The organism is Paractinoplanes rishiriensis, from assembly GCF_016862375.1.
In the GTDB taxonomy this organism is placed as follows: Bacteria; Actinomycetota; Actinomycetes; order Mycobacteriales; family Micromonosporaceae; genus Actinoplanes; species Actinoplanes rishiriensis.
Genome location: NZ_BOMV01000007.1, coordinates 581,652 through 604,403, shown reverse-complemented (window position 1 = coordinate 604,403; position 22,752 = coordinate 581,652). Strand labels below are relative to the sequence as shown.

Here is a 22,752-nt window from a genome sequence, read left to right as displayed (position 1 = left end):
GGCATGCGAGCTCATGAGGCCGGCGCGCTGCACGGCGACCTCGGTTACCGGGGGCCCGCCTGGTTGCGTACCCCCGAGGATGTCAATGCCCTCGTGCCGCAACTCTGGCCACGCACCGTGAGTCGCACCGAGGCCGGAGCGTTAGCGATCGGCGGCGTCAGCGTGACCGCGCTGGCGGCCGAGCACGGCACCCCCGCCTACCTGCTCGACGAGGACGACCTGCGCTCCCGGTGCCGGGAGTTCGCGGCCGCGTTCGGCGACGCCGACGTCTATTACGCGGGCAAGTCGTTCCTGTGCAAGGCGGTCGTCCGGGTCGTCGACGAGGAGGGACTCTTCCTGGACGTGTGCACGGGCGGCGAGCTGGCGGTGGCGCTGGCGGCCGGCTTCCCGGCCGACCGGATCGGCTTCCACGGCAACAACAAGTCGGCGTCCGAGCTGTCCCGGGCACTGGACGCCGGCGTGGGCCGGATCGTGGTCGACTCCTTCGACGAGATCGCCCGGCTCACCGCGTTGTCCGAGCAAAAGGGCAAAAGGCCAAAGGTGCTCGTACGCGTGACAGTCGGCGTCGAGGCGCACACGCACGAGTTCATCGCGACCGCCCACGAGGACCAGAAGTTCGGTTTCTCGCTGGCCGGCGGCGCGGCGTTCCGGGCCGCCATCCGGATCCTCGACGAGGGCGTACTGGATCTTCGAGGGCTGCACTCGCACATCGGCTCGCAGATCTTCGACACCAGCGGGTTCGAGGTGGCCGCCCGGCGGGTGCTGGAGCTGCAGGCGCAGATCCGGGACGCGCGCGGGGTGGAGCTCGAGGAACTCGACCTGGGCGGCGGCTTCGGCATCGCGTACACCACCCAGGACGACCCCTCGACCCCGGGCGATCTGGCCAAGCGGATCAACAAGATCGTCGAGTCCGAGTGCGACCTGGCCCAGCTGCGCAAGCCGCGGCTGTCCATCGAGCCCGGCCGGGCCATCGTCGGCCCGTCGGTCCTCACGTTGTACGAGGTCGGCACGGTCAAGGACGTCGACGGCATCCGCACCTACGTGAGCGTCGACGGCGGGATGAGCGACAACATCCGGACCGCTCTCTACGACGCCTCGTACTCGGCCACCGTGGCCGGCCGGCGGAGCAGCGCCGAGCCGATGCTGGCCCGCGTCGTGGGAAAGCATTGTGAATCCGGGGACATCGTCGTGAAGGATGAATTCCTGCCCGCGGACGTGCAGCCCGGAGATCTTATTGCGGTGCCGGGCACCGGCGCCTACTGCCGGAGCATGGCCAGCAACTACAACCACGTTCCTCGGCCGCCGGTGGTCGCGGTGCGCGACGGCGCCTCGCGCGTGATCGTGCGCCGGGAGACCGAGGACGACCTGCTCGCATTGGATGTTGGATGAGCTCAGAAGCTGTGCCACCTGGTAAATCGCCGATCCGCCTGGCCCTGCTCGGCTGCGGCACCGTCGGCTCGGAAGTGGTCCGCCTGCTGCACGAGCAGGCGGAGGACCTGACCGCCCGGATCGGTGCCCGGCTGGAGATCGCCGGCATCGCGGTGCGCCGTCTCGGCCGCCAGCGCGGCCCGCTCCCGATCGACCCGGCGCTGTTCACCACCGACGCGCTCAGCCTGATCAAGCGGGACGACGTGGACGTGGTGGTCGAGGTGGTGGGCGGCATCGAGCCGGCCCGCACCTGGCTGGTCGAGGCGCTGCGGGCCGGCAAGAGCGTGATCACGGCGAACAAGGCGCTGCTCGCCGAGGACGGTGCGGCGCTGCACGACGCGGCCGCCGACGGCGGTGCCGACCTCTACTACGAGGCCTCGGTGGCCGGCGCCATCCCGCTGCTGCGCCCGCTGCGCGAGTCGCTGCACGGCGACCGCGTCACCCGGGTCACCGGCATCGTCAACGGCACCACCAACTTCATCCTCTCGTCGATGGACGCCACCGGCGCCGGCTTCAGCGAGGCGCTCGAGGAGGCCACCGAACTCGGCTACGCGGAGGCCGACCCGACCGCCGATGTGGAGGGCTTCGACGCCGCGGCCAAGGCGGCCATCCTCGCCTCGCTGGCGTTCCACACCCGGGTCACCGCGGCGGACGTGTTCCGCGAGGGGATGACTGGGGTCACCGCCGGCGACATGGCCAGCGCCAACGAGATGGGCTGCACGATCAAGCTGCTGTGCATCGCCGAGCGCGGCCCGGACTCGGCCGGCGCCGAGTCGGTCAGCGTCCGGGTGCACCCCGCGATGATCCCGCGCAGCCACCCGCTGGCCAGCGTGGGCGACGCGTTCAACGCGGTGTTCGTCGAGGCCGAGGCGGCCGGCCAGCTGATGTTCTACGGCCGGGGTGCGGGCGGCACGCCGACCGCGAGCGCGGTGCTCGGCGACATCGTGGCGGCGGCCCGCAACCGGCTCTCCGGCACCCGGGCGCCGAGCGAGAGCAACTACGCCCACCTGGCGATCCGCCCGATCGGCGAGGCGGTCACCCGCTACCACATCAACCTCGACGTGGCCGACCGGCCGGGCGTGCTGGCCACCGTGGCCGGGGTGTTCGCCACCCATGAGGTGTCCATCGCGACGGTCCGCCAGTCCGGCCGCGAGGAGGACGCCAAGCTGGTGATCGTGACCCACGTGGCCCCGGACGCCAACCTGGCCGCTACCGTCGAGGCACTGTCGCAGTTGGACATTGTCCGGTCCATCGCGAGCGTGCTGCGCGTCGAGGGAGGGGTCTGAGCCGATGCTCGACCACGTGGGTTTCCAGTGTGCCGACCTGGCCAAGAGTGCCGCCTTCTACGACGCCGTGCTGGCGCCGCTGGGCGGCAGCCGGTTGATGGACTTCAAGGTCGCGATCGGATACGGCACCGAGCACGCGAACTTCTGGATCGGCGAGTTCAACGAGGGCGAGGGCTTCCGCGAGTCGCACATCGCGTTCGCCGCGGCGACCCGCGCCCAGGTCGACGGCTTCCACCAGGCGGCGGTCGCGGCCGGCGCCGAGGTGCTGCACGAGCCGCGGGTCCACGAGGAGTACCACGAGCACTACTACGGCGCGTTCGTCCGCGACCCGGACGGCAACAACGTCGAAGCTGTGTGCCATCGTCCCGAGTAATGGACACTCGTCTCAAGATTCGGTGCGCTGCGGCACCCTGGGACGGTCTGGCCAGCTGAGTGAGGAGTAGGACCATGTGGCGGGGACTGATCGAGGCCTACCGGGACCGGCTGCCGGTCACCGACGCCACCCCGGTGGTCACGCTGCACGAGGGCAACACGCCGCTGGTGCCGGCCCCGGTGCTGTCCCAGCGGGTCGGTGCCGACGTCTACCTCAAGGTCGAGGGCGCCAACCCGACCGGCTCGTTCAAGGACCGCGGCATGACCATGGCCGTGTCCAAGGCGGTCGAGGAGGGCTCCAAGGCGATCATCTGTGCCTCCACCGGCAACACCAGCGCCTCCGCGGCGGCGTACGCGGCCCGGGCCGGCCTCACCTGCGCGGTGCTCGTGCCGCAGGGCAAGATCGCGCTGGGCAAGCTGGCCCAGGCGCTCGTGCACGGCGCCAAGCTGCTGCAGGTCAACGGCAATTTCGACGACTGCCTCGCGCTGGCCGCCAAGCTGTCCCAGGACTTCCCGGTGGCGCTGGTCAACTCGGTCAACATCTTCCGCCTGCACGGCCAGAAGACGGCCTCGTTCGAGATCGTCGAGGCCCTCGGCGACGCCCCCGACATCCACTGCCTGCCGGTCGGCAACGCCGGCAACATCTCGGCGTACTGGATGGGCTACCTCGAGGACAACGAGGCGGGCAACAGCACCAGACTGCCGAAGATGTACGGGTTCCAGGCGTCCGGCGCGGCGCCGATCGTGGGCGGCAAGGTGGTGCCCGAGCCGTCCACCATCGCCACCGCCATCCGGATCGGCAACCCGGCCAGCTGGACCAAGGCGCTGGACGCCCGGGACACCTCCGGCGGCCTGATCGAGGCGGTCACCGACCGGGAGATCCTCACGGCCTACCGGCTGCTCGCCCGCGAGGTCGGCGTGTTCGTCGAGTTGGCCAGCGCGGCCAGCGTGGCGGGCCTGCTCCAGCAGGCCGCGGCGGGCAAGGTGCCGGCCGGTTCGACCGTGGTCTGCACGGTTACCGGGCACGGCCTGAAAGACCCGGAGTGGGCCATCTCGACCGCGCCGTCGCCCACCACGATCCAGAACGACGTGCTGGTCGCGGCCCGCGAGCTGGGCCTAGCCTGACCCCAGCTCCTCCTCCACCGCCTTCACCAGCAGCTGCGTCGCCTGGGACACGAGATCGAGCTCGTCGGCTGAGAGCCGGCTGAGGAGCGCGCGCATCTTTTCCTCGCCGGCGTTGAAGATGCTCCCGATGAGCTCGGCGCCTTTTTTCGAAAGCGCGATCCGGCGGACGCGCCGGTCGTGCAGGTCCTCGGCGCGGTTGACGAGGTCCTGCTGCACGAGTCGATCGATTATGCCGCTCAGCGCGGCCGGCCCGATGCCGAGCATCCCGGCCAGCTCGCTGCCCGACACACTGCCGTGGCGGGAGAGCAGCATGAGGATTTTGAACTGCGACAGCGTCAGGTGCGAGGAAAAAAGCGGATCCGAGCGGTCGTACGCAAACAGCTGCTGCACTCTCTGCTGGGCACCCATAATGTCCGCGATGAGCTGTTCGTTCCCGGCCACTCCCGACCTTTCCTGGTGACGCGCAGAGCGTTCTCCGTCCAACCACCCCGCCAACCGCCCTTGACCGGACTGAAGGCGGTTGGCCTTGGTCGGACGGTACCAGCGACCCCCGCGAAAACCATTTGTTCGCGTGGGGCAAACTATTCGTGTCGGCCGAACTTTCAGCGGGGGGAGCGCCCATGTCATTCCTGACCCGACTCAGTCTTGCCAATCGAGGGCTCGTGGCCCTGATCGCGATCGTGATCAGCGGCTTCGGCATCTACGCCATTCCATCGCTCAAGCAGCAACTGTTCCCGTCGATCGAGCTGCCCGCCGCCTTCATCGGCGCGGCGGTGCCGGGCGCCGGCCCGGAGATCATCCAGGACCAGGTCACCAAGCCGATCGAGGACGCGGTCAAGGGTGTCGACGGCATCGACCGGGTCACCTCGACCACCCGTGAGGGTTCGGCCACGGTCGTCGTCGAGTTCATCTACGGCACCGACATCGACCAGGCGGTCAACCAGCTGACCACCTCGGTCAACCGAATCCAGCCGACGCTGCCCGACAACGTCACCCCGACGATCTTCTCGGGCGGCACCGACGACATCCCGGCCATCGTGCTGGCGGCGTCCGGCGGCAGCAACGAGAGCGACCTGCTCACCAAGCTCAACCAGACCGTGGTGCCCGAGCTGAACGCCATCGAGGGCGTCCGGGACACCCAGGTGACCGGTGCGCGCGCGGCTCAGGTCGTGATCACCCCGGACCTGGCCAAGGTGGCCGCGGCCGGGGTCAACCCGCAGTCGATCACCACGGTGCTGCAGGCCAACGGCATCTCGATCCCGGCCGGTTCGCTGGTCGAGGGCGACAAGGCGCTCAACGTGCAGGTCGGCACGCCGGTCACCTCGGTCGACGACGTCAAGAGCCTGTACCTGACCGGCAGCCGCGGCCCGGTCAAGCTCGGCGACGTCGCGACGGTGGAGAGCAAGCTCGCGGCCGCCACCTCGTTCACCCGCACCGACGGCGTGGACAGCCTCGGCATCGCGGTCACCGCCAAGCCGGACGGGAACCCGGTCCTGATCTCGCACGAGGTCCGGGACAAGCTCGCCGACCTGGAGCGCGACTCCGGCGCGCAGCTGACCGTGGTGGTCGACCAGGCGCCCTACGTCGAGAAGTCGATCGAGAGCCTGACCACCGAGGGCCTGCTCGGCCTCCTGATGGCCGTGATCGTCATCCTGGTGTTCCTGCTCTCGGTGCGGTCGACCCTGGTCACCGCGGTCTCCATCCCGCTCTCCGTGCTGGTCGCGCTGATCGCGCTGTGGGTCGGCGACTACACGCTCAACCTGCTCACCCTCGGTGCGCTGACGATCGCCGTGGGCCGGGTGGTGGACGACTCGATCGTCGTCCTGGAAAACATCAAGAGACATCTGGAGTACGGCGAGCCGAAGGTTCACGCGATCACCTCGGCGGTCAAGGAGGTGGCCGGCGCGGTCACCGCCTCGACCCTCACCACGGTCGCCGTGTTCCTGCCGATCGCGCTGGTCGGTGGCCTGATCGGGCAGATCTTCTCGTCCTTCGCGGTCACCGTCACGGTCGCGCTGCTGGCCTCGCTGCTCGTGTCGCTGACCGTGGTGCCGGTGCTCGCGTACTGGTTCCTCAAGCCGCCGGCCGAGGGCGCCGACACCGAGGCCATCCGGAAGGCAGCCGAAGAGAAGGAGCTGCGCAGCCCGCTCCAGCGCTCCTACCTGCCGGTGATCCGGTTCGCCACCAAGCGGCGCTGGGCCACCCTGCTGATCGGCGTGCTGGTGCTGTTCGGCACATTCGGCCTGTCCACCCAGCTCAAGACCAACTTCCTGGACCAGTCCGGCCAGGACTCGCTGAACATCAGCCAGGAGATGCCGGTCGGCACCAGCCTGGCGGCCACCGACGAGGCGGCCAAGAAGGTCGAGGCGGTGCTCGCCGCCCGCGACGACGTGAAGACATACCAGGTCACGGTCGGCAACGGCGAGTTCAACCCGTTCGCCGGCGGCGGCGGTGCCAGCGCCGCGTCGTTCCAGGTCGGCCTCGCTGAGGACGCCGACGCCGAGGTGGTGGGCGACCAACTGCGTGCCGAGTTCGACACGATGACCGGCATCGGCGAGGTCAGCATCGGGCAGGACTCCGGCGGCCTGGGCGGCGGCCAACTCGCGGTGAACGTGCAGGCCGCCGACGCCGGCGTGCTGGCCGAGGCCACCGAGCAGGTGCGGCAGGCGATGGCGGCGACGTCCGGCGTCTCCGACGTGAGCACCACGCTGGCGGCGAGCGTGCCGCGCCTCGATGTGGCGGTCAAGCGCGACGCCGCGGCCCGGTACGGCCTCACCGAGGCGCAGATCGGCCAGCTCGTGGCCGGTTCGTTCCGGTCCGCGCCAGCCGGCCAGATCACGGTCGACGGCACCTCGCAGGACGTGGTGGTGTCGTTCGGCGCCGCACCGGCCGGCGAGGCGGCGCTGCGGGCGCTGCCGATCACCACCCCGCAGGGCCCGGTACGCCTCGACCAGGTGGCCGACGTCAAGCAGGTGGGCGGCCCGGAGCAGGTCACCCGGGTGGACGGCGACCGCACCGCGACGGTCAGCGGCACCGCGACCGGCTCGGACGTGGGTGCCTCCAGCGAGGACCTGAACAAGCGGCTGGCGGCACTGACCCTGCCGGCCGGCGCGTCCTACTCGGTGGCCGGTGTCGGTGCCGACCAGGCAGAGGCGTTCCAGCAGCTCGGCCTCGCCGTGCTGGCCGCCATCGCGATCGTGTTCATCATCATGGTGGCCACCTTCCGCAGCCTGATCCAGCCGATCATCCTGCTGGTGTCGATCCCGTTCGCGGCCACCGGTGCGATCGGCCTGCTGCTGCTCACCGACACCGCGCTCGGCGTGCCGGCGCTGATCGGTGTGCTGATGCTGGTCGGCATCGTGGTCACTAACGCCATCGTGCTGTTGGATCTGATCAACCATTACCGGGCCGAGGGCATGGGCGTGCAGGAGGCGGTGATCGAGGGCGGCCGGCACCGGCTGCGGCCGATCCTGATGACCGCGATCGCGACCATCTTCGCGCTGCTGCCGATGGCGTTCGGGCTCACCGGCGAGGGCGGTTTCATCTCGCAGCCACTGGCCATTGTGGTCATCGGCGGCCTGGTCAGCTCGACGCTGCTGACCCTGGTGCTGGTGCCGACGCTCTACACCATGGTGGAGAACCGCAAGGAGAAGCGGCGCGCCAAGCGGGCCGCGAAGCGGCTGGCCAAGGTGGGCAGCGCGCCGGTACCGGACGACGCGCCGCGGCACGCGGCCGACGAGCCGGACGCCGACCCGGTGCCGGCCGGCGGGGTGCCCGCCCCGGACAGCAGCGGCGGCGCGCACGAGGCGCCGGAGAAGCCGGGCGGTGCGCTGCGCGGCTACACCGACCAGTTCGAGGTGCTGAAGGTGCCGCGGCGTCCGAACGAGTCGAAGTAGGCGAGCCGAAGTGAACGGCGGGGCCGGTCCAGCGGGCCGGCCCCGCCCGCACGGTAACGTCTCGGTACGTGGTGGCAGCGTTCTCGGTCGTTACCCGCAATCGCGACTTCCGGCGGCTGTTCGGCGCCGAACTGGTGGTTTTCGGCGCCGACTGGTTCGTCCTGGTTCCGTTGCTCGTGCTGCTGCCGGAACTCACCGGCAGCGGCATCTGGGGCGGCCTGGTGCTGGCCGTCGACACCGGTGTCACGGCCCTGCTGCTGCCGTTCACCGGCACGGTCGCCGACCGGCTGGACCGGCGCCGGGTCATGATGGTCGCCAACCTGGCGGCGGTCGCCGCGGTGCTGCTGCTCCTGACCGTGCGCTCGGCCGCGACCGCGCCGCTGGCCCTGGTGGCGATCGGCGCGATGGCCGTCGCCAAGGCCTTCTACACGCCCGCGGTCTCGGCCGCACTGCCCAACGTGGTCGAGCCCGGCGACCTGCCGGCCGCCAACGCGATCGCCGGTTCGGCCTGGGGCACCATGACGATCGTCGGTGCCTCGCTCGGCGGCGTGGTGGGCTCGATCGCCGGGCCGCACTGGTGTTTCGCCGGCACCGCGGGCGCCCTCGTGGTGGCGGCGCTGCTGACCGCGTCCATCCGCACCCCGCTGCAGGCCGAGCGGGAGGCCGGCACGGCACCGCCGCAGACCTGGCACGCGCTGCGCGAGGGACTGCGCTACATCGTCGCCCGGCCGATGATCCGGGCGCTGGTCACCGTCAAGAGCGCGGCCGGACTGGGCAACGGCGTGCTGATCGCGTTCCCGCTGATCGCCACCCTGCACGACGTCGGCGCGCTCGGCGCCGGCCTGCTGTTCGCGGTGCGCGGGGCCGGCGCGCTGGTCGGCCCGTTCCTGCTGCGGCCGGTGCTGCGGCGCGGTTCCTGGCTGCTGCCCGGCCTGGCGCTGTCCATGGCGGCGTACGGCGCCGGATATCTCGCGGTGGCCGCGACGCCGTGGTTTCCGCTGGTTTTGGTGCTGGTCTTCGTCGCGCACTGCGCCGGCGGGACGAACTGGACGCTGTCCGCGTACGCACTACAGACCGAGGTGCCGGACCGGCTGCGCGGCCGGGTGATCGCCACCGACCTGATGCTCGCGATGCTGGCCATCGCGATCAGCCAGCTGGCCGCCTCGGCGGTGGTCGACCACGTCGACCTGCGTGTGATCCTGGCCGGCTGCGGGGCGATCACGCTCAGCTATGCGATCGGCTGGCGGATCGCCACCCGGCGGCTGCGCCCGGCGGTCGTGTCCCGATGATCTCCGCCCCGCAGGTGGCGATCTAGCATGTGGCCATGGGCCTGACCTTCGTCACCGCGCCGGTGTCCGTGAGCACGCCGGCCACCAGCGCCAACCTCGGTCCCGGATTCGACGCGTTGGGTCTCGCGCTGACCCTCTACGACGATCTCACCGCCCGGGTGACCGATGGCGGCTTCGCGGTGACCGTGCGGGGCGAGGGCGCCGGCGAACTGCCCGGCGACGAGCAGCACCTGGTGGTGCGGGCCATGCTCGCGACGTTCGACGAGCTGGGTGAGCGGCCGGCCGGGCTGGCCGTCGAGTGCGTCAACCGGATCCCGCAGGCCCGCGGCCTGGGCTCGTCGTCGGCGGCGATCGTCGGCGGCGTGCAACTGGCCCGCGGTCTGGTGGCCGGCGGCACCGACCGGCTCGACGACGCGGGTGCGCTGCGGGTCGCGGCCCGGCTCGAGGGCCACCCCGACAACGTGGCGCCGTGCCTGCTCGGCGGGTTCACCATCGCCTGGACCGAGGGCACCGGTGCGCGGGCGGTGCGCCTGACGCCGTCCGGCCGGTTGCGGCCGACCGTCTTCATTCCGACTGAACGCGGCTACACCGCGACCGCACGGGCCGCGTTGCCGCCGACCGTGCCGCACGCCGACGCGTCCTTCAACGCCGGCCGGTCCGCGCTGCTCACGCACGCGATGACCGCCGATCCGGCACTGCTGCACGCGGCCACCGAGGACCGGCTGCACCAGGGTTACCGGGCCGAGGGCATGCCGGGTACCGCATCGCTCGTGGCGGCGCTGCGGTCGGTCGGTGTGGCGGCTGTGGTCAGTGGGGCGGGTCCCACAGTCCTGGCGTTAACCGAGGTCCCGGCCGATTTCCACCCGGGAACAGAATGGCATGTCCAGACGTTGGGCGTGGATGCCGCCGGTGCTCTTGTCAAAGGGAGTATGGTGGAACTCGCCTAGCGGGGCCCTGTTGCCGCAGGTCGCACGAGTTGACTACGCTCAAGACCTAGCACAGCCGCGAAGCAAGCGATCTCTGCGGTTCGGCGCGCACCCCCGAGACTTCAAGGCCTTCTCCGGGCGTCTCAATTCTCAGCAAGGCACACGCCGAGCAGCAGACTCCCAGGTCGCTGCACTCGCCGAGACCTACTCGTCAACGTGAGACGGGCAGGGACACCGTCGAGCTGCCGTGCTGCATACTCCCGCGCCGCTGGAGAGCGAAGCGGGTTCTGAGACAACCGGCCGTCAGGCTGCAACCGGGAGTCTCGAGCTTTTTCCGACGGAAGGAATCCATTGAGCGACACCACCGACGTGACGTCGGGTGTTTCTGACGTCGCTGACGGCGCCGGCACCACCGCGACCGCCACGAAGCGCCGCCGAGGCGGCACCGGGCTCTCCGCGATGCTGCTGCCCGAGCTGCAGAGCCTCGCTGCCTCCCTGGGCATCTCCGGCACCGCCCGGATGCGCAAGGGCGAGCTGATCACCGCCATCACCGAGCGTCAGAGCGGCGGCGCTTCCGCCGCCGGCTCCGCGCCGCGGGCCGCGTCCGCGCCGGTCGTCGAGGCCGCCCCGGTAGCGGCTCCGGCCCAGGTGGCGGCCCCGGTCGAAGCACCCGCTGCCGCGCTGGTCCAGGCGCCGCAGGCCGCTGCCGTGCAGCCGGAGGCCGCGCCGGTCGCCGAGGGCGGCAGCCGCCGCAACCGGGAGCGCAACAACGCCCAGCGCGACTCCGCCCCGGCCGCCGAGACCACCGCCCAGCCGGCCCAGCAGCCCGCCCAGTCGACGGGCCATTCGACGGGCCAGCCGACGGGTCAGCCCGAGGCCGGCGAGCGCCCGGAGCGCCCGGAGCGGGGCGAGCGCAACCGCGATCGGCAGCGCAACAACAACCAGCGCGACCAGCGGGACGACCGCGGTCCGCGGAACAGTGACCAAGGTCACGACGATGATGACGGTGACTCCTCCGACGGTGGCCGCCGCAGCCGGCGCAGCCGGTTCCGGGACCGTCGGCGGGGTCGCGACCGCGACGGTGACGGCGGCGGCGGCGGTCAGCGTGACAGCGGCGGACGGGACAGCGGCGGCCGCGAGCCGCACGTCAGCGAGGACGAGGTCCTCGTTCCGGTGGCCGGCATCCTCGACGTGCTGGACAACTACGCGTTCGTCCGCACCACCGGTTACCTGTCCGGGCCGAACGACGTCTACGTGTCGATGTCGCAGGTGAAGAAGTACGGCCTGCGCCGCGGTGACGCGGTGACCGGTGCCGTGCGGTCCGCGCCGCGCGACGGCGGCGACAACCGCCGCGACAAGTACAACCCGCTGGTCCGGCTGGACACCATCAACGGCATGGAGCCCGACGAGGCCCGGCGGCGGCCGGAGTTCTACAAGCTCACGCCGCTCTACCCGCAGGAGCGCCTGCGGCTCGAGACCGAGCCGCACATCCTGACCACCCGGGTCATCGACCTGGTCATGCCGATCGGCAAGGGTCAGCGCGCGCTGATCGTCTCGCCGCCCAAGGCCGGTAAGACGATGGTGCTGCAGGCGATCGCGAACGCGATCACCCACAACAACCCCGAGTGCCACCTCATGGTCGTGCTGGTCGACGAGCGGCCCGAAGAGGTCACCGACATGCAGCGCTCGGTCAAGGGCGAGGTCGTCGCGGCCACGTTCGACCGGCCGCCGCAGGACCACACCACGGTCGCCGAGCTCGCCATCGAGCGGGCCAAGCGGCTGGTCGAGCTGGGCCACGACGTGGTCGTGCTGCTCGACTCGGTGACCCGTCTCGGCCGGTCGTACAACCTGGCCGCGCCGGCCTCCGGCCGGATCATGTCGGGTGGTATCGACTCGACCGCGCTCTACCCGCCGAAGCGGTTCCTGGGTGCGGCGCGCAACATCGAGAACGGTGGTTCGCTCACCATTCTCGCCACCGCGCTGGTCGAGACCGGCTCGATGATGGACACGGTGATCTTCGAGGAGTTCAAGGGCACGGGTAACGCCGAGCTCAAGCTCGACCGCAAGATCGCCGACAAGCGGGTCTTCCCGGCCATCGACATCGACCCGTCCGGCACCCGTAAGGAAGAGATCCTGCTCGGCAAGGAAGAGCTGGTGATCATCCACAAGCTGCGCAAGGTGCTCCACTCGCTGGACTCCGGCGCGGCGCTGGACCTGCTGCTCGATCGGCTGAAGCAGACCCGCACCAACGTCGAGTTCCTGATGCAGATCGCTAAGTCGACGCCCGGCGAGTAATCGGTCATTTCAGGACGCAGCCCCTCCAATCGGAGGGGCTGCGTCCTTTTTGTCGCACACGCTGTGTGATTCGACGCCGCTCACATCGTGCAAACCTCCGATATCACATCGGCCGCACCGTGGGAGGCAACCCGATGATCGTGCCCGGGTACCGGGACCATCCGACCGAGCCCTGGGATCCGGTCGCGCCGGTCGATCCCGCCGAGGCGGAGGATTTTCTCCGCCGGTGCTACGTGGAGAACCCCCGCCTGGGCCCGGTCGAGCCACGGCTGGCCATCGTCCGCGCGCAGATCGCGGCCACCGGCTGTTACGTGCACACCACCGACGAGCTCAGCTACGGCGCCAAGATGGCCTGGCGCAACGCGAGCCGGTGCATCGGCCGCCTCTACTGGCGCAGCCTCATGGTGCTGGACCGGCGCCGGGCGCGTACCGCCGACGAGATCTTCTCCCTGCTCGTGCACCACCTGCACACCGCCGGCACCGGATCGATCCGGCCGGTGATCAGCGTGTTCGCCGCCGCGCAGCCCGGCCAACCGTGTGCTCGGGTCTGGAACGAGCAGCTCATCCGCTACGCCGGCTACCGCGACGAGGACGGCCGCACCACCGGCGACGCCCGGCAGGTCGGCTTCACCGCGGCCATGCGCGGCTTCGGCTGGCAGGGCAAGGGCGAGCAGTTCGACGTGCTGCCGCTGGCCATCGAGACGCCCGCCGAGGGGGTACGCCTCTACGAACTGCCGGAGCGCGCGATCCGTGAGGTGCCGATCGCACACCCCGAGTTCCCCTGGTTCGCGGAACTGGGTCTGCGCTGGCACGCGGTGCCCGCGATCGCCAACATGCGGCTCACCGTCGGCGGCGTGCACTACCCGCTGGCGCCGTTCAACGGCTGGTACATGGGCACCGAGATCGGTGCACGCAACCTGGCCGACGCCGACCGCTACGACCTGCTGCCGGTGGTCGCCGCCCGGATGGGACTGGACACCAGCCGGGAGTCGACGCTGTGGCGGGACCGCGCGCTGGTCGAGTTGAACCGCGCGGTGCTGTGGAGCTTCGAGCGGGACGGCGTCAAGATGACCGACCACCACACCGAGTCGCAACGCTTCCTGGCGCACATCCGCAACGAGGAGAAGGCCGGTCGCGAGGTGCCGGCCGACTGGACCTGGATCGTCCCGCCGATGTCCGGCGGCATCACCCCGGTGTTCCACCGCTACTACCCGGAGGCGGATCTGCGCCCGGCCTTCTACCTGGACGACGAGGCCGCCGCGCTGGCCCGGGACGGGATGCGTGGTTGCCCGTACGGTAAATAGGTTCTTGCCCGGACCGGAAGTGCGGGATCATGCCGGGATGACCTCCTACATCTCGCACACGACCGTCGACTGCGCCGACGCGCATGAGCTCTCCCGGTGGTGGCAGCAGGTCCTCGACTACGTGGAGGATCCGGCCGACCCCAACCTGCCGGGCCACGAGGAGTGTCCGATCACCTCCCGGGACGGCCGGCACACCGTGCTGTTCATCCAGGTCCCGGACGCCAAGCAGACTAAGAACCGGATCCACTTCGACCTGCGCCCGGTCGAGGGCAGCCGGGACCAGGAGCTGGAACGGCTGGTCGGGCTCGGTGCCAAGCCGATCGACGACCTGCGGCGCCCGGACGGCACCGGCTGGGTGACGATGGCCGATCCGGAGGGCAACGAGTTCTGCATCCTGCGCAGCGAGGCCGAACGAGTCGCGACCGGTGGTTAGGCGAACTCGTTGACGGCGAAGTCGTCCCGGTGCCGCCACGACGCCTCGGTGCGCACGTGGTCCGCGCGTACCCACTTGAGCACCTTGTGGGAGAACTCGGCGGAAGGGATGCGCCCGGCCGCACGCACCACGTAGCCCTCGGAGTTTTCCGGCGTGCGCTGCTGCCGCCAGGCGGCGCGCGCCTCGGACAGACTGCCGCCGCGGTAGAGCACCGGCACCACCGGAAGCTCCAGCCGGCGCGCCCAGTCGACGGTGTCGTCCCAGCCCAGCAGCGTGTCGGTCTCGTCCCAGATGCCGAAGACGATGAAAACCCCGGGCAGGTCCGAGTACGCGATGCTGCGCCGCGCCCACATCGACTCGCCGCACACCCGCCACTCGTCCGGGATGCGGTACGACGTCATGGCCCACAGCGCCTTGGCCGGCCGGTCCCAGGGCTGGGTTCCGGAGTCGAGCGAGCGGCCGTACATCGCGTCCCGGGTGAAGGTCAGGTTGCCGCCGTCGAGTTTCTCGGTCACCACCAGCTCACCGTCCAACCAGGACAGATCGGGTTGAACCCGGTCGTCCGCGGTGGCGCCCGGAGAATCGGGCAGATGGTAGGTGCGCGGATACTTCACCTCAGAAATCACCCTCCGCCACCTGAAAAACGGTCAACCCGAGCGCTCGCCACATGCGTACCACCTGCTGGCGGTCGTCGAAAACCCCGACGATCCGCCACCGGCAGCGGTCGTGCATCGCGCGGATCGAGGACGCACCCACCTGCTCCGCTTCCGGCCGCGCGGCGTCCCGCCGGATGCACTCGGCCAGCGGCACGTCGGCGAAGTCGTGCACCTCGAAGCCGGCCCCGAAGCGCGTGAAGAGCCGGGCGCCGTGCAGCATCCGGCGCAGGTCGTCCCGGTTGACCCGGGCGACCCGGGGTTGCAGCTTGCGGGCGAAGGTGGTCTTGCCGGCGGCCGGCAGCCCGCGTGTGATCAACAGTCGTGTCATGCCAGGGGAGAAGGTACTTCCCGGAGGCTGCCGCGGCCGAGTCGGATAAACCAGGCAAAACTCCCGGGAATGCGCGGGGGAGCGGTTACGTTGACGCAGACGCACTCCGATTACCGGTCCGCCGGCACGACATGGCAGACTGGTCCATCGGCCAGCAAAGGTTCCGGTTCACGCCGAGCCCACCGTCCTGGCGGGGCGGCGCGGTGCTGACAGCGACCCGGCGACCACGTTAATGAGAGGGACCGAGGAACATGAAGAGCGGTATCCACCCGGAGTACGTGACCACTCAGGTCAACTGCTCCTGTGGCAGCAGCTTCACCACCCGCAGCACCGCCAAGGGCGGCGAGATCCGCGTCGAGACCTGCAGCGCCTGCCACCCGTTCTACACGGGCAAGCAGCGTGTGCTGGACACCGCGGGCCGGGTGGCGAAGTTCCAGGCCAAGTACGCCAAGGTGAACGCCGGCGGCAAGAAGAAGTAGCTGCTTCAACGGCGCCCGCACCCTGGGAGAGGGTGCGGGCGCCGTTCACGTGTGGAGGACTACCGTGAGCAACGACCGGCTGACCACCCTTCTCGAGGAGTACGCGGACCTGGAGAAGCGGATGGAGGACCCTTCCATCCACGCCGACCAGGCCCTCGTGCGCCGGGTCGGCCGTCGCTTCGCCGAACTCGCACCGCTCTACGCGGCCCACGCCGAGCTGGAGGCCGCGCGGGCCGACCTGGCCGCGGCCCGCGAGCTCGCGGCCGAGGACCCGGCGTTCGCGTCCGAGGCGGACGCGGTGGCGGCCACCCTGCCGCCGCTCGAGGACAAGCTCGGCGAGATGCTGATCCCGCGCGACCCGAACGACGCCAAGGACGTGATCGTCGAGATCAAGGCGGGCGAGGGCGGCCAGGAGTCGGCCCTGTTCGCCGGCGACCTGCTGCGCATGTACACCCGGTACGCGGAGCGCCACGGCTGGGTGGTCGAGGTGATCGACTCGCAGGAGTCGGACCTCGGCGGGGTCAAGGACATCTCGGTGGCGGTCAAGACCAAGGGCATGCCCCAGGGCGGCCACGGCGTCTGGTCCCGGCTCAAGTGGGAGGGCGGCGTGCACCGGGTGCAGCGGGTGCCGGTCACCGAGTCGCAGGGCCGGATCCACACCTCGGCCGCCGGCGTGCTGGTGCTGCCCGAGGCCGAGGACGTCGACGTCCAGATCGAACCGAACGACCTGCGGATCGACGTGTTCCGCTCGTCCGGGCCGGGCGGCCAGTCGGTGAACACCACCGACTCCGCGGTGCGGATCACGCACCTGCCCACCGGCACCGTGGTGAGCTGCCAGAACGAGAAGAGCCAGCTGCAGAACAAGGAGTCGGCGATGCGGATCCTGCGCTCCCGGCTGCTGGCCATCGCGCAGGAGGAGGCGGACGCGGCCGCCTCCGACTCGCGCAAGGCGCAGGTGCGTACGGTCGACCGGTCGGAGCGGATCCGCACCTACAACTTCCCGCAGAACCGGATCACCGACCACCGGATCGGCTACACCGCCTACAACCTCGACCTGGTGCTGGGCGGGGAACTGGACGCCGTGCTGGACGCGCTGACCGACGCCGACCGGCAGGCCCGGCTGGCCGGCGACACCGAGATCAGCCGACGGCCGTGACCGTGAGCGTGCCGTAGTTCGTGCAGGCCAGGTAGCGTTCCGTCCCCAGACAGCCGGCATCGCCCAGCGGCGCGATGGTGCCGAGCAGCGTCCGGGCGCCGGTGGACACGTCCAGCCGGCGCACCGCGTACCGGCCGACCGGCGCCTCGCTGCGCTGCATGACCAGGATCGAGCCCTTGCTGCGGTTCCACATCGGGGTGCCGACGCCGGGCTCGCCGACCGGCCGGCCGGAGCCGGCCTCGACCACCTGGTGGGTGCCGTCCGGTCCGCCGCGGCCGTCGTCGAGCAGCAGCCGGCCCGGTCCCAGAGCGCGCAGGCCCTGCATGCCGGGGTGCCGCCAGACCTCCTGGCCGGTCTGCGGGTCGCGGCCGGCCACGCCGCCGCCGTCGATGGTGCACAGCAGCCGGTCGCAGCCGGTCACGTAGCCCAGCTCGTCGTCGGTGTGCCAGAGCGCCCGCAGGTCGCCGGGGCGGTAGAGGGTGGTGCTGGCCCGGTTGGCCCGGCTGTGCCGCAGGGCCAGGTAGGGGCCGGCGGTGAACAGCTCGGAACGCTCCGGGTCCCACGGGACGCGGGCGCTGCGCCGGAGCTTGCCGTCGTCGTACCCGTAAATGCGTAGTTCGCCGGAAGCCGTGACGGTCACGATGCCGGTCGGCTGATCGTCCTGGTAGATGGTCGACCAGGAGGCGAGGCCGGTCAGCGGGCGGCTCCACAGCTCGTGGCCGTCGGACAGCCGCACCAGCAACAGCCGGATGAGCTGGCCGGCGTCGTCGTACTCGGTGACCAGGCCGGTGCTGTCGTCCATGCCCGTGTTGAAGTCACCCGCGACGCGCCACCGCTCGGCGCCGGTGGTCGCGTCCAGGGCGATGGTGGCCCGGGCGTACATGATGTAGCGGGACTGTTCGGGCCGGGTCTCGGCCAGGTTGACCACCTCGGTGGCGACCAGCACCCGGTTGGCGGTCACCAGCGGCGTGAAGCCGGCCAGCGTCTCACCGGTCGGGGCGGCCCACCGCAGCCGGCCGGTGGCCAGGTCGTACGCGGCGACCTCGGCCCCGCCGCGGTCGGTCATCCGGTTGAGGAAGGCGGTGTCGCCGGACAGCGAGACGGATTCGCCGTTGTCCAGTGGCGTCGTCCACAGGGTGCGGACGGTGGGCGGGGCGGGCGGGGCCGCGCCGGTCAGCACCAGGCTGCCGAGCAGCGCGAGACCGGCCAGGACGGCACGCCGGACCCGCGGCACGTTCACCGGGACGGCCGGCGGCGCCGGGTCAAGGGCGACCTCGCCCAGGTCGATCATCGTCATCTGCCGACCGCCGTGATCTCGAGATGGTGGTCGCGGTTGCAGGCAAGATAGTGGCCGGTCAGCCAGCAGCGGTAGCCCGCCAGCATGTCGGTCGTCCCGAGCAGGTGCCGGCGCCCGGTGACCAGGTCGAGGCGGGCGACCGCGGTGCGGTTGGGCGGCGCGGTGGTCGGGGTCAGCAGATACAGGTCGTCGGTGCGGTCGGTGGTCCACACCGTGGTGCCGCCGCGGACCCGTCCGCCGATCGGCGCGCCGGTGCGCACGTCGAGCAGGATCAGCCCGGTGCCGTCGTCGGCGTCCAGGACGAGGCGGTCCGGCGCCGCGGCCCAGATGTTGCCGGCCACCGGCCGCTCCCACCGCAGTTCGCCGGTGGCCAGGTCGTACGCGGTCATGGTGGTCTGGTCGTGCACGCACAGCAGGGTGCCGCAGGCGAAGGTGTAGCCCGAGTACTCGATCTGCCACTGCTCGGCCAGCGTGTCGAGCCGGTAGACGCTGGTGGCGCCGCGCTCCGCCCAGCGGCGGCTCACCACTAGGTGGTCGCCTTCCACGGTCACGTCGTCGAACTGGTTGTCCTCGGGCTTGGGGACGACCCAGCGGACCTGGCCGCTGCGCAGCACGGCACCGTCAGTGCGGCGCAGGACCTCGACCCGGCCGGTGACCGTGGCGGTGACGATCCGGTCGGCGGCCGGGGCGAAGGTGTGCAGGGCGGCGGTCTCGCGCCGCCAGACAACCACGCCGTCGGCGAGCCGGAGGAGTCGTAGCCGGATGATCTCGCCCCGGTCCGAGAAGTCGCCCATCAGAGCCGTGTGGCCGTCGGCGGTGAGCACCTGCCCCGGCACGGTCCACACCTCCCGGCCGGTCCGCGCGTCCACCGCGACGGTGCTGCGGTGGAACTCGACGAAGACTCCGTTGACGCCGCCGGCCTGGCGGTCGGCGCCCATCAGCAGCCGGCCGGCCGGCTCGTTCAGGTCGACGGTGCCGGTGGTGTGGTCGGTCAGCGTCTCCCACCGGACGGCGCCGGTGGCCAGGTCGTACCCGGTGAGGTGGGAGGTGCCCGCGACGATCCGGTTAATGTAGACGGCGTCCGGGCCGAGCAGCACGGCGTCTGCCTCGGACATCGGTACCCGCCAGAGCAGCCGCAGGGCGTCCGGCGCGGGCCGGGCCGAGGCGGTCACCCCGGCCAGCGTGAACAGCAGCGTCACGGCCAGCGCCAGGTTGCGGATCAGGCGGCGGTCGAGGCCGTCCGCGGGCTGGTGGCCGGGCGACGAGTCGATCTCGCCCAGCTCGATGGTGGTCATCGGGTGGGGGCACGGTTGGCCGCGGCGGCGGCCAGCGCAGCGCTCAGGGTACGGCCGTTCGTGCCCACCTCGGACCAGCCCGCGGCCAGCCCGATGGGCGTACCCGGCACCAGGATCTGCCAGTTCTCGGCGTTGGTGGCCGCGCTGATCCGCCGGGACACCTCGGCGGCCTGCGCCGCGCCGGCCCCCGGCAGCACCACCACGAACTCGTCGCCGGCGAACCGGGCCACGAAGTCGCCGCGGCGCATCACCCGGTTGAGCACCCCGGCGATCCGCTGGAGCACCAGGTCACCGCAGTGCCGGCCGTGCCGCACGTTGACCGCGGCGAAACCGATCAGGTCGCAGACGCCGATCGCGGCCTTCTCGCCGCGTTCCAGCATGCCGCCGACGTAGCGCTCCAACTGGCGGCGGTTGGGCAGGCCGGTGAGCGGGTCGGTCATCGACTCGTCGCCGTAGCGGCCGGCGTCGCGCTGGGTCTCCTGCGCGTCCAGCCGGGCCGCGACCCCGTCCAGGTAGCCGTCGCGCAGCCGGTCGATCCGCTGGCAGGCGAGGCGGAACGCGTACCGGTCGGCGGCGTGCGCCGCAGCGTGGTCACCGGCGGCCGCGTGGCAGATGCTGCGCAGCCGGGCCGGTTCGGCGGCGCCCAGGATCTCGGCGGACACCGGGATGGTGTCCAGTGTGGCCAGTGCCTGCGCCGGCTTGCCGGCCGCGATCTGCAGGCAGACGGTGCCGAGGTGGTGCAGGTCGTGGGTGCGGATGCTGTCGCCGCCGCCGGTCAGCCACTCGACCGCGTTGGCCTCGGTCTCCTCGCCCAGCGCGGCCCGGCGGGCCAGGGCATAGCCGTACGCGGCGCGGCTGCCCGGCCGCATCTGGTCGGCGCCGATTGCCACGTACCGGGACAGCTCGGCGTCGATGTCGCGCAGCACCCGCAGGCAGCCGTCGGTGTCGCCCTGGTGGTCGAGGGAGACCGCGTTGCGCAGCCGGATGCCGGGCGCCGCGAAGATCTCGGGTGCCAGCCCGACCGCCGCGCCGACCTGCCGGGCCTGCTCGATGGCGGTCAGCGCGTGCCCGTGAAAACCCAGATAGGAGTACGCCATGGCGAGGTCGTGCCAGCCCCAGGCGGTCTCCCGGTCGCTCTCCCGCACCGCGGCCAGAGCCCGGGACGACTGCACCAGGTGGGTGACGCCACGGTCCAGATTGCGCTGGAGGTGCGAGCCGAGCGCCGCGAACGCGTGCATCTGGCCGCGCAGGAATGCGTCGGGGATCTCCCGGACCGCGTTGGCGGCCGCGGTCATGGCCGCCGACAGCTCGGCCACCCGACCGAGGTTGATCAGCACGCCGCAGCGCTGCACCAGCGCATATGCCCTGGTGGTCGGGTCGGTGGCGGTCGCCAGCACCTGGTCGAAGATCGGGAGCGCCTCCGCGGACCGGCCGTTCTGTTGCAGGTGGCCGGCCCGGGACAGCTCCTCGACGTTCTCCGCGAGCTGGTCCAACCAACTCACCAGGCGCCTCCCACCGCATGTCGCGCGTCGATGCACCGACCCGGCCGGTCGGCGTCGCACGTGACGTTTGATGATTATGCCGTGACACCGGACGACGAACACCCCTCCCGGCGATTGGTACGGACGAGCCTGAGTCACGCACTCGCCGCCGCGGTCGCCGATCTCACCGCGGCCGGGGTGCAATCGCCGCGGGTCGATGCGGAACTGCTGGCCGCGCACGTCCTGGAAATCCCGAGGGGACGGTTGTTGCTGGTCGACTCGCTGCGCGCGGACGAGCTGCGCCGGTTCACCACGCTGGTCGGCGAGCGCAGCCGGCGGATCCCGTTGCAGCACCTGCTCGGCACGGCCGCGTTCCGGTACCGGGAACTCTCGGTGGGCGACGGGGTCTTCATCCCGCGGCCGGAGACGGAACTGCTGGCCGGCTGGGGCATCGAGCGGACGCCGCCGGGCGCCGTCGTGGTCGATCTGTGCAGCGGTACGGGTGCCATCGCGCTCGCGGTGGCCGACGAGACCACGGCCGCCAGGGTGTACGCGGTGGAGCGTTCCCCGGTGGCGCTGTCCTTCCTGCGCCGCAACGCCGCCGGCTGCCCGGCGGTCGAGGTGGTGGCCGGCGACGTCACCGACCCCGGCCTGCTCGCCGACCTGGCCGGCACCGTCGACCTGGTGCTCTGCAACCCGCCGTACGTGCCGGACGGCACCCCGGTCCCGCCCGAGGTGGCCGACCACGACCCGGCCGAGGCCGTCTTCGGCGGCGCCGACGGCCTCGCGGTGATCCGCCCGGTGCTCGCGCTCGCCGCCACGCTGCTCAAACCCGGCGGCCGGCTGGGGATCGAGCACGACGACGTGCACGGCACCGCGGTGCCCGGTCTGCTCCGCGCCGACGGCCGGTTCGCCGAGGTGACCGCACATCCGGACCTGAGCGGCCGCCCGCGGTTCGCGACCGCCCGCCGCACCTGATCGCTACCGGCCCCCGCATGGCAGACTGCACGGTGTGATGCTCTACGACTGCCGCACCACCGCGGACCGCGATCGCGGTGTCGCCGCCGCCGTCGAGGCGGTCAAGAGCGGCGAGCTCGTGGTGATGCCCACCGACACGGTGTACGGCATCGGCGCGGACGCCTTCACCCCGCACGCGATCACCGCGCTGCACCACGCCCGCAGCGTCACCGACCGGGTGCCGCCGCCGATCCTGGTCGGCTCCCGGCACACGCTGGACGGCCTGGTCTATTCGCTGCCGGTGGCGGCGCGCGAGCTGGCCGACGCGTTCTGGCCGGGCGCGCTCACCCTCTACGTCGAGCACACCCCGAGCCTGCAGTGGGACCTGGGCGAGACCGGCGGCAAGGTCGCGGTGCGGATGCCGCTGCACCCGGTGGCGCTCGAGGTGCTGCGTGAGGTCGGCCCGATGGCGGTCACCACGGCCAACCGGGTGGGCAACGTCCCGCCGACCACGGCCGAGGAGGCGCGCGACCAACTGGAGTACTCGGTCCGCATCTACCTCGAGGCGGGCGCGGCCAGCGACCCGGCGCCGAGCACCATCGTCGACGTGACCGGGACGACCCCGCGGGTGCTGCGGGCCGGCGCCATATCGTTCGAAAAGCTGCGGGATGTGGTTGCGGACATCGAGCCCTCTGATAGTTCTGGGTTTTCCGCGCCGTCAGGCGCTGGCCGAGGCACAGGGTCCTGAC

General features: G+C 71.3%; 20 protein-coding genes. 14 read left to right on the top strand and 6 right to left on the bottom strand.

Annotated features, from left to right (window positions below; all coding sequences use genetic code 11):
* The first annotated feature begins 3 nt into the window (after positions 1-3).
* From lysA to thrC, 4 genes are all read left to right on the top strand, one after another.
* Entirely contained in the window at positions 4-1,389 is a 1,386-nt protein-coding gene (lysA, locus tag Ari01nite_RS06635) for a diaminopimelate decarboxylase (RefSeq protein WP_203780145.1), read from the top strand.
* Entirely contained in the window at positions 1,386-2,714 is a 1,329-nt protein-coding gene (locus tag Ari01nite_RS06630) for a homoserine dehydrogenase (protein WP_203780144.1), read from the top strand. Before lysA ends, Ari01nite_RS06630 begins: the two co-directional genes overlap by 4 nt.
* 4 nt (positions 2,715-2,718) lie before the next feature.
* Positions 2,719-3,087, top strand: a complete 369-nt coding sequence (locus Ari01nite_RS06625; RefSeq protein ID WP_203780143.1) for a VOC family protein — start codon at positions 2,719-2,721, stop codon at positions 3,085-3,087.
* A 74-nt stretch (positions 3,088-3,161) separates the two neighbouring features.
* Positions 3,162-4,211, top strand: a complete 1,050-nt coding sequence (gene thrC / locus Ari01nite_RS06620) for a threonine synthase (protein ID WP_203780142.1) — start codon at positions 3,162-3,164, stop codon at positions 4,209-4,211.
* Here the strand turns inward: thrC and Ari01nite_RS06615 are convergent.
* Positions 4,203-4,652 (bottom strand): MarR family winged helix-turn-helix transcriptional regulator, encoded by a 450-nt coding sequence (locus Ari01nite_RS06615; protein ID WP_203780141.1) that lies wholly within the window; start codon positions 4,650-4,652, stop codon positions 4,203-4,205. The two genes, thrC and Ari01nite_RS06615, sit on opposite strands and share 9 nt — an antisense overlap.
* A 179-nt stretch (positions 4,653-4,831) precedes the next feature.
* Between Ari01nite_RS06615 and Ari01nite_RS06610 the strand changes: the two genes are divergently transcribed.
* From Ari01nite_RS06610 to Ari01nite_RS06585, 6 genes are all read left to right on the top strand, one after another.
* Positions 4,832-8,107 (top strand): efflux RND transporter permease subunit, encoded by a 3,276-nt coding sequence (locus Ari01nite_RS06610; protein WP_203780140.1) that lies wholly within the window; start codon positions 4,832-4,834, stop codon positions 8,105-8,107.
* A gap of 68 nt (positions 8,108-8,175) precedes the next feature.
* Positions 8,176-9,396, top strand: a complete 1,221-nt coding sequence (locus tag Ari01nite_RS06605; RefSeq protein WP_203780139.1) for an MFS transporter — start codon at positions 8,176-8,178, stop codon at positions 9,394-9,396.
* Positions 9,397-9,431: 35 nt separating this feature from the next.
* Positions 9,432-10,343, top strand: coding sequence for a homoserine kinase (gene thrB, locus Ari01nite_RS06600; protein ID WP_203780138.1), 912 nt, complete (start codon positions 9,432-9,434; stop codon positions 10,341-10,343).
* 330 nt (positions 10,344-10,673) lie between these two features.
* Entirely contained in the window at positions 10,674-12,617 is a 1,944-nt protein-coding gene (gene rho / locus Ari01nite_RS06595) for a transcription termination factor Rho (protein WP_203780137.1), read from the top strand.
* A 134-nt stretch (positions 12,618-12,751) separates the two neighbouring features.
* Positions 12,752-13,921, top strand: coding sequence for a nitric oxide synthase oxygenase (locus Ari01nite_RS06590; protein WP_203780136.1), 1,170 nt, complete (start codon positions 12,752-12,754; stop codon positions 13,919-13,921).
* Positions 13,922-13,958: 37 nt separating this feature from the next.
* A complete protein-coding gene (locus Ari01nite_RS06585) occupies positions 13,959-14,354 on the top strand; it encodes a VOC family protein (RefSeq protein ID WP_203780135.1) in 396 nt (131 codons plus the stop codon).
* On the opposite strand, the gene Ari01nite_RS06580 is transcribed toward Ari01nite_RS06585, so the two are convergent.
* Both Ari01nite_RS06580 and Ari01nite_RS06575 read right to left on the bottom strand, forming a co-directional pair.
* Positions 14,351-14,980 carry an RNA ligase family protein gene (locus tag Ari01nite_RS06580; RefSeq protein ID WP_239162513.1) on the bottom strand — a complete coding sequence of 210 codons (630 nt, stop codon included), beginning with the start codon at positions 14,978-14,980 and terminating at the stop codon, positions 14,351-14,353. The two genes, Ari01nite_RS06585 and Ari01nite_RS06580, sit on opposite strands and share 4 nt — an antisense overlap.
* On the bottom strand, positions 14,970-15,338 hold the full coding sequence (locus tag Ari01nite_RS06575; protein WP_203780134.1) for a phosphatase domain-containing protein: 369 nt from the start codon (positions 15,336-15,338) through the stop codon (positions 14,970-14,972). The genes Ari01nite_RS06580 and Ari01nite_RS06575 overlap by 11 nt, the downstream gene beginning before the upstream one ends.
* Positions 15,339-15,589: 251 nt before the next feature.
* On the opposite strand from Ari01nite_RS06575, the gene rpmE reads away from it, so the two are divergent.
* Together rpmE and prfA are read left to right on the top strand one after the other, a co-directional pair.
* The gene (gene rpmE, locus Ari01nite_RS06570; RefSeq protein WP_203780133.1) at positions 15,590-15,817 is read left to right on the top strand and encodes a 50S ribosomal protein L31; all 228 of its coding nucleotides are present in this window, start codon (positions 15,590-15,592) and stop codon (positions 15,815-15,817) included.
* A 64-nt stretch (positions 15,818-15,881) separates the two neighbouring features.
* Positions 15,882-16,973, top strand: a complete 1,092-nt coding sequence (gene prfA, locus Ari01nite_RS06565) for a peptide chain release factor 1 (protein WP_203780132.1) — start codon at positions 15,882-15,884, stop codon at positions 16,971-16,973.
* On the opposite strand, the gene Ari01nite_RS06560 is transcribed toward prfA, so the two are convergent.
* From Ari01nite_RS06560 to Ari01nite_RS06550, 3 genes are read right to left on the bottom strand one after another with little or no spacing between them, the layout of a single operon-like run.
* Positions 16,957-18,270, bottom strand: a complete 1,314-nt coding sequence (locus tag Ari01nite_RS06560; RefSeq protein ID WP_203780131.1) for an outer membrane protein assembly factor BamB family protein — start codon at positions 18,268-18,270, stop codon at positions 16,957-16,959. The two genes, prfA and Ari01nite_RS06560, sit on opposite strands and share 17 nt — an antisense overlap.
* Positions 18,267-19,565, bottom strand: coding sequence for an outer membrane protein assembly factor BamB family protein (locus Ari01nite_RS06555; RefSeq protein WP_203780130.1), 1,299 nt, complete (start codon positions 19,563-19,565; stop codon positions 18,267-18,269). Before Ari01nite_RS06555 ends, Ari01nite_RS06560 begins: the two co-directional genes overlap by 4 nt.
* Positions 19,562-21,067 (bottom strand): GGDEF domain-containing protein, encoded by a 1,506-nt coding sequence (locus tag Ari01nite_RS06550; protein WP_203780129.1) that lies wholly within the window; start codon positions 21,065-21,067, stop codon positions 19,562-19,564. Before Ari01nite_RS06550 ends, Ari01nite_RS06555 begins: the two co-directional genes overlap by 4 nt.
* 81 nt (positions 21,068-21,148) lie before the next feature.
* Here Ari01nite_RS06550 and prmC point away from each other — a divergent pair, with 81 nt between their 5' ends.
* Together prmC and Ari01nite_RS06540 are read left to right on the top strand one after the other, a co-directional pair.
* The gene (gene prmC / locus Ari01nite_RS06545; RefSeq protein ID WP_438872137.1) at positions 21,149-22,024 is read left to right on the top strand and encodes a peptide chain release factor N(5)-glutamine methyltransferase; all 876 of its coding nucleotides are present in this window, start codon (positions 21,149-21,151) and stop codon (positions 22,022-22,024) included.
* A gap of 37 nt (positions 22,025-22,061) precedes the next feature.
* On the top strand, positions 22,062-22,751 hold the full coding sequence (locus tag Ari01nite_RS06540) for an L-threonylcarbamoyladenylate synthase (protein WP_203780340.1): 690 nt from the start codon (positions 22,062-22,064) through the stop codon (positions 22,749-22,751).
* The last annotated feature ends 1 nt before the right edge of the window (position 22,752 follow it).

Excerpts from the sequence above, each read along its gene's own strand:
- lysA (WP_203780145.1), top strand. The coding sequence starts at position 4 with ATGCGAGCTCATGAGGCCGGCGCGCTGCACGGCGACCTCGGTTACCGG.
- Ari01nite_RS06630 (WP_203780144.1), top strand. The coding sequence starts at position 1,386 with ATGAGCTCAGAAGCTGTGCCACCTGGTAAATCGCCGATCCGCCTGGCC.
- Ari01nite_RS06625 (WP_203780143.1), top strand. The coding sequence starts at position 2,719 with ATGCTCGACCACGTGGGTTTCCAGTGTGCCGACCTGGCCAAGAGTGCC.
- thrC (WP_203780142.1), top strand. The coding sequence starts at position 3,162 with ATGTGGCGGGGACTGATCGAGGCCTACCGGGACCGGCTGCCGGTCACC.
- Ari01nite_RS06610 (WP_203780140.1), top strand. The coding sequence starts at position 4,832 with ATGTCATTCCTGACCCGACTCAGTCTTGCCAATCGAGGGCTCGTGGCC.
- thrB (WP_203780138.1), top strand. The coding sequence starts at position 9,432 with ATGGGCCTGACCTTCGTCACCGCGCCGGTGTCCGTGAGCACGCCGGCC.
- Ari01nite_RS06590 (WP_203780136.1), top strand. The coding sequence starts at position 12,752 with ATGATCGTGCCCGGGTACCGGGACCATCCGACCGAGCCCTGGGATCCG.
- Ari01nite_RS06585 (WP_203780135.1), top strand. The coding sequence starts at position 13,959 with ATGACCTCCTACATCTCGCACACGACCGTCGACTGCGCCGACGCGCAT.
- Ari01nite_RS06575 (WP_203780134.1), bottom strand. The coding sequence starts at position 15,338 with ATGACACGACTGTTGATCACACGCGGGCTGCCGGCCGCCGGCAAGACC.
- rpmE (WP_203780133.1), top strand. The coding sequence starts at position 15,590 with ATGAAGAGCGGTATCCACCCGGAGTACGTGACCACTCAGGTCAACTGC.
- Ari01nite_RS06560 (WP_203780131.1), bottom strand. The coding sequence starts at position 18,270 with ATGACGATGATCGACCTGGGCGAGGTCGCCCTTGACCCGGCGCCGCCG.
- Ari01nite_RS06555 (WP_203780130.1), bottom strand. The coding sequence starts at position 19,565 with ATGACCACCATCGAGCTGGGCGAGATCGACTCGTCGCCCGGCCACCAG.
- Ari01nite_RS06540 (WP_203780340.1), top strand. The coding sequence starts at position 22,062 with ATGCTCTACGACTGCCGCACCACCGCGGACCGCGATCGCGGTGTCGCC.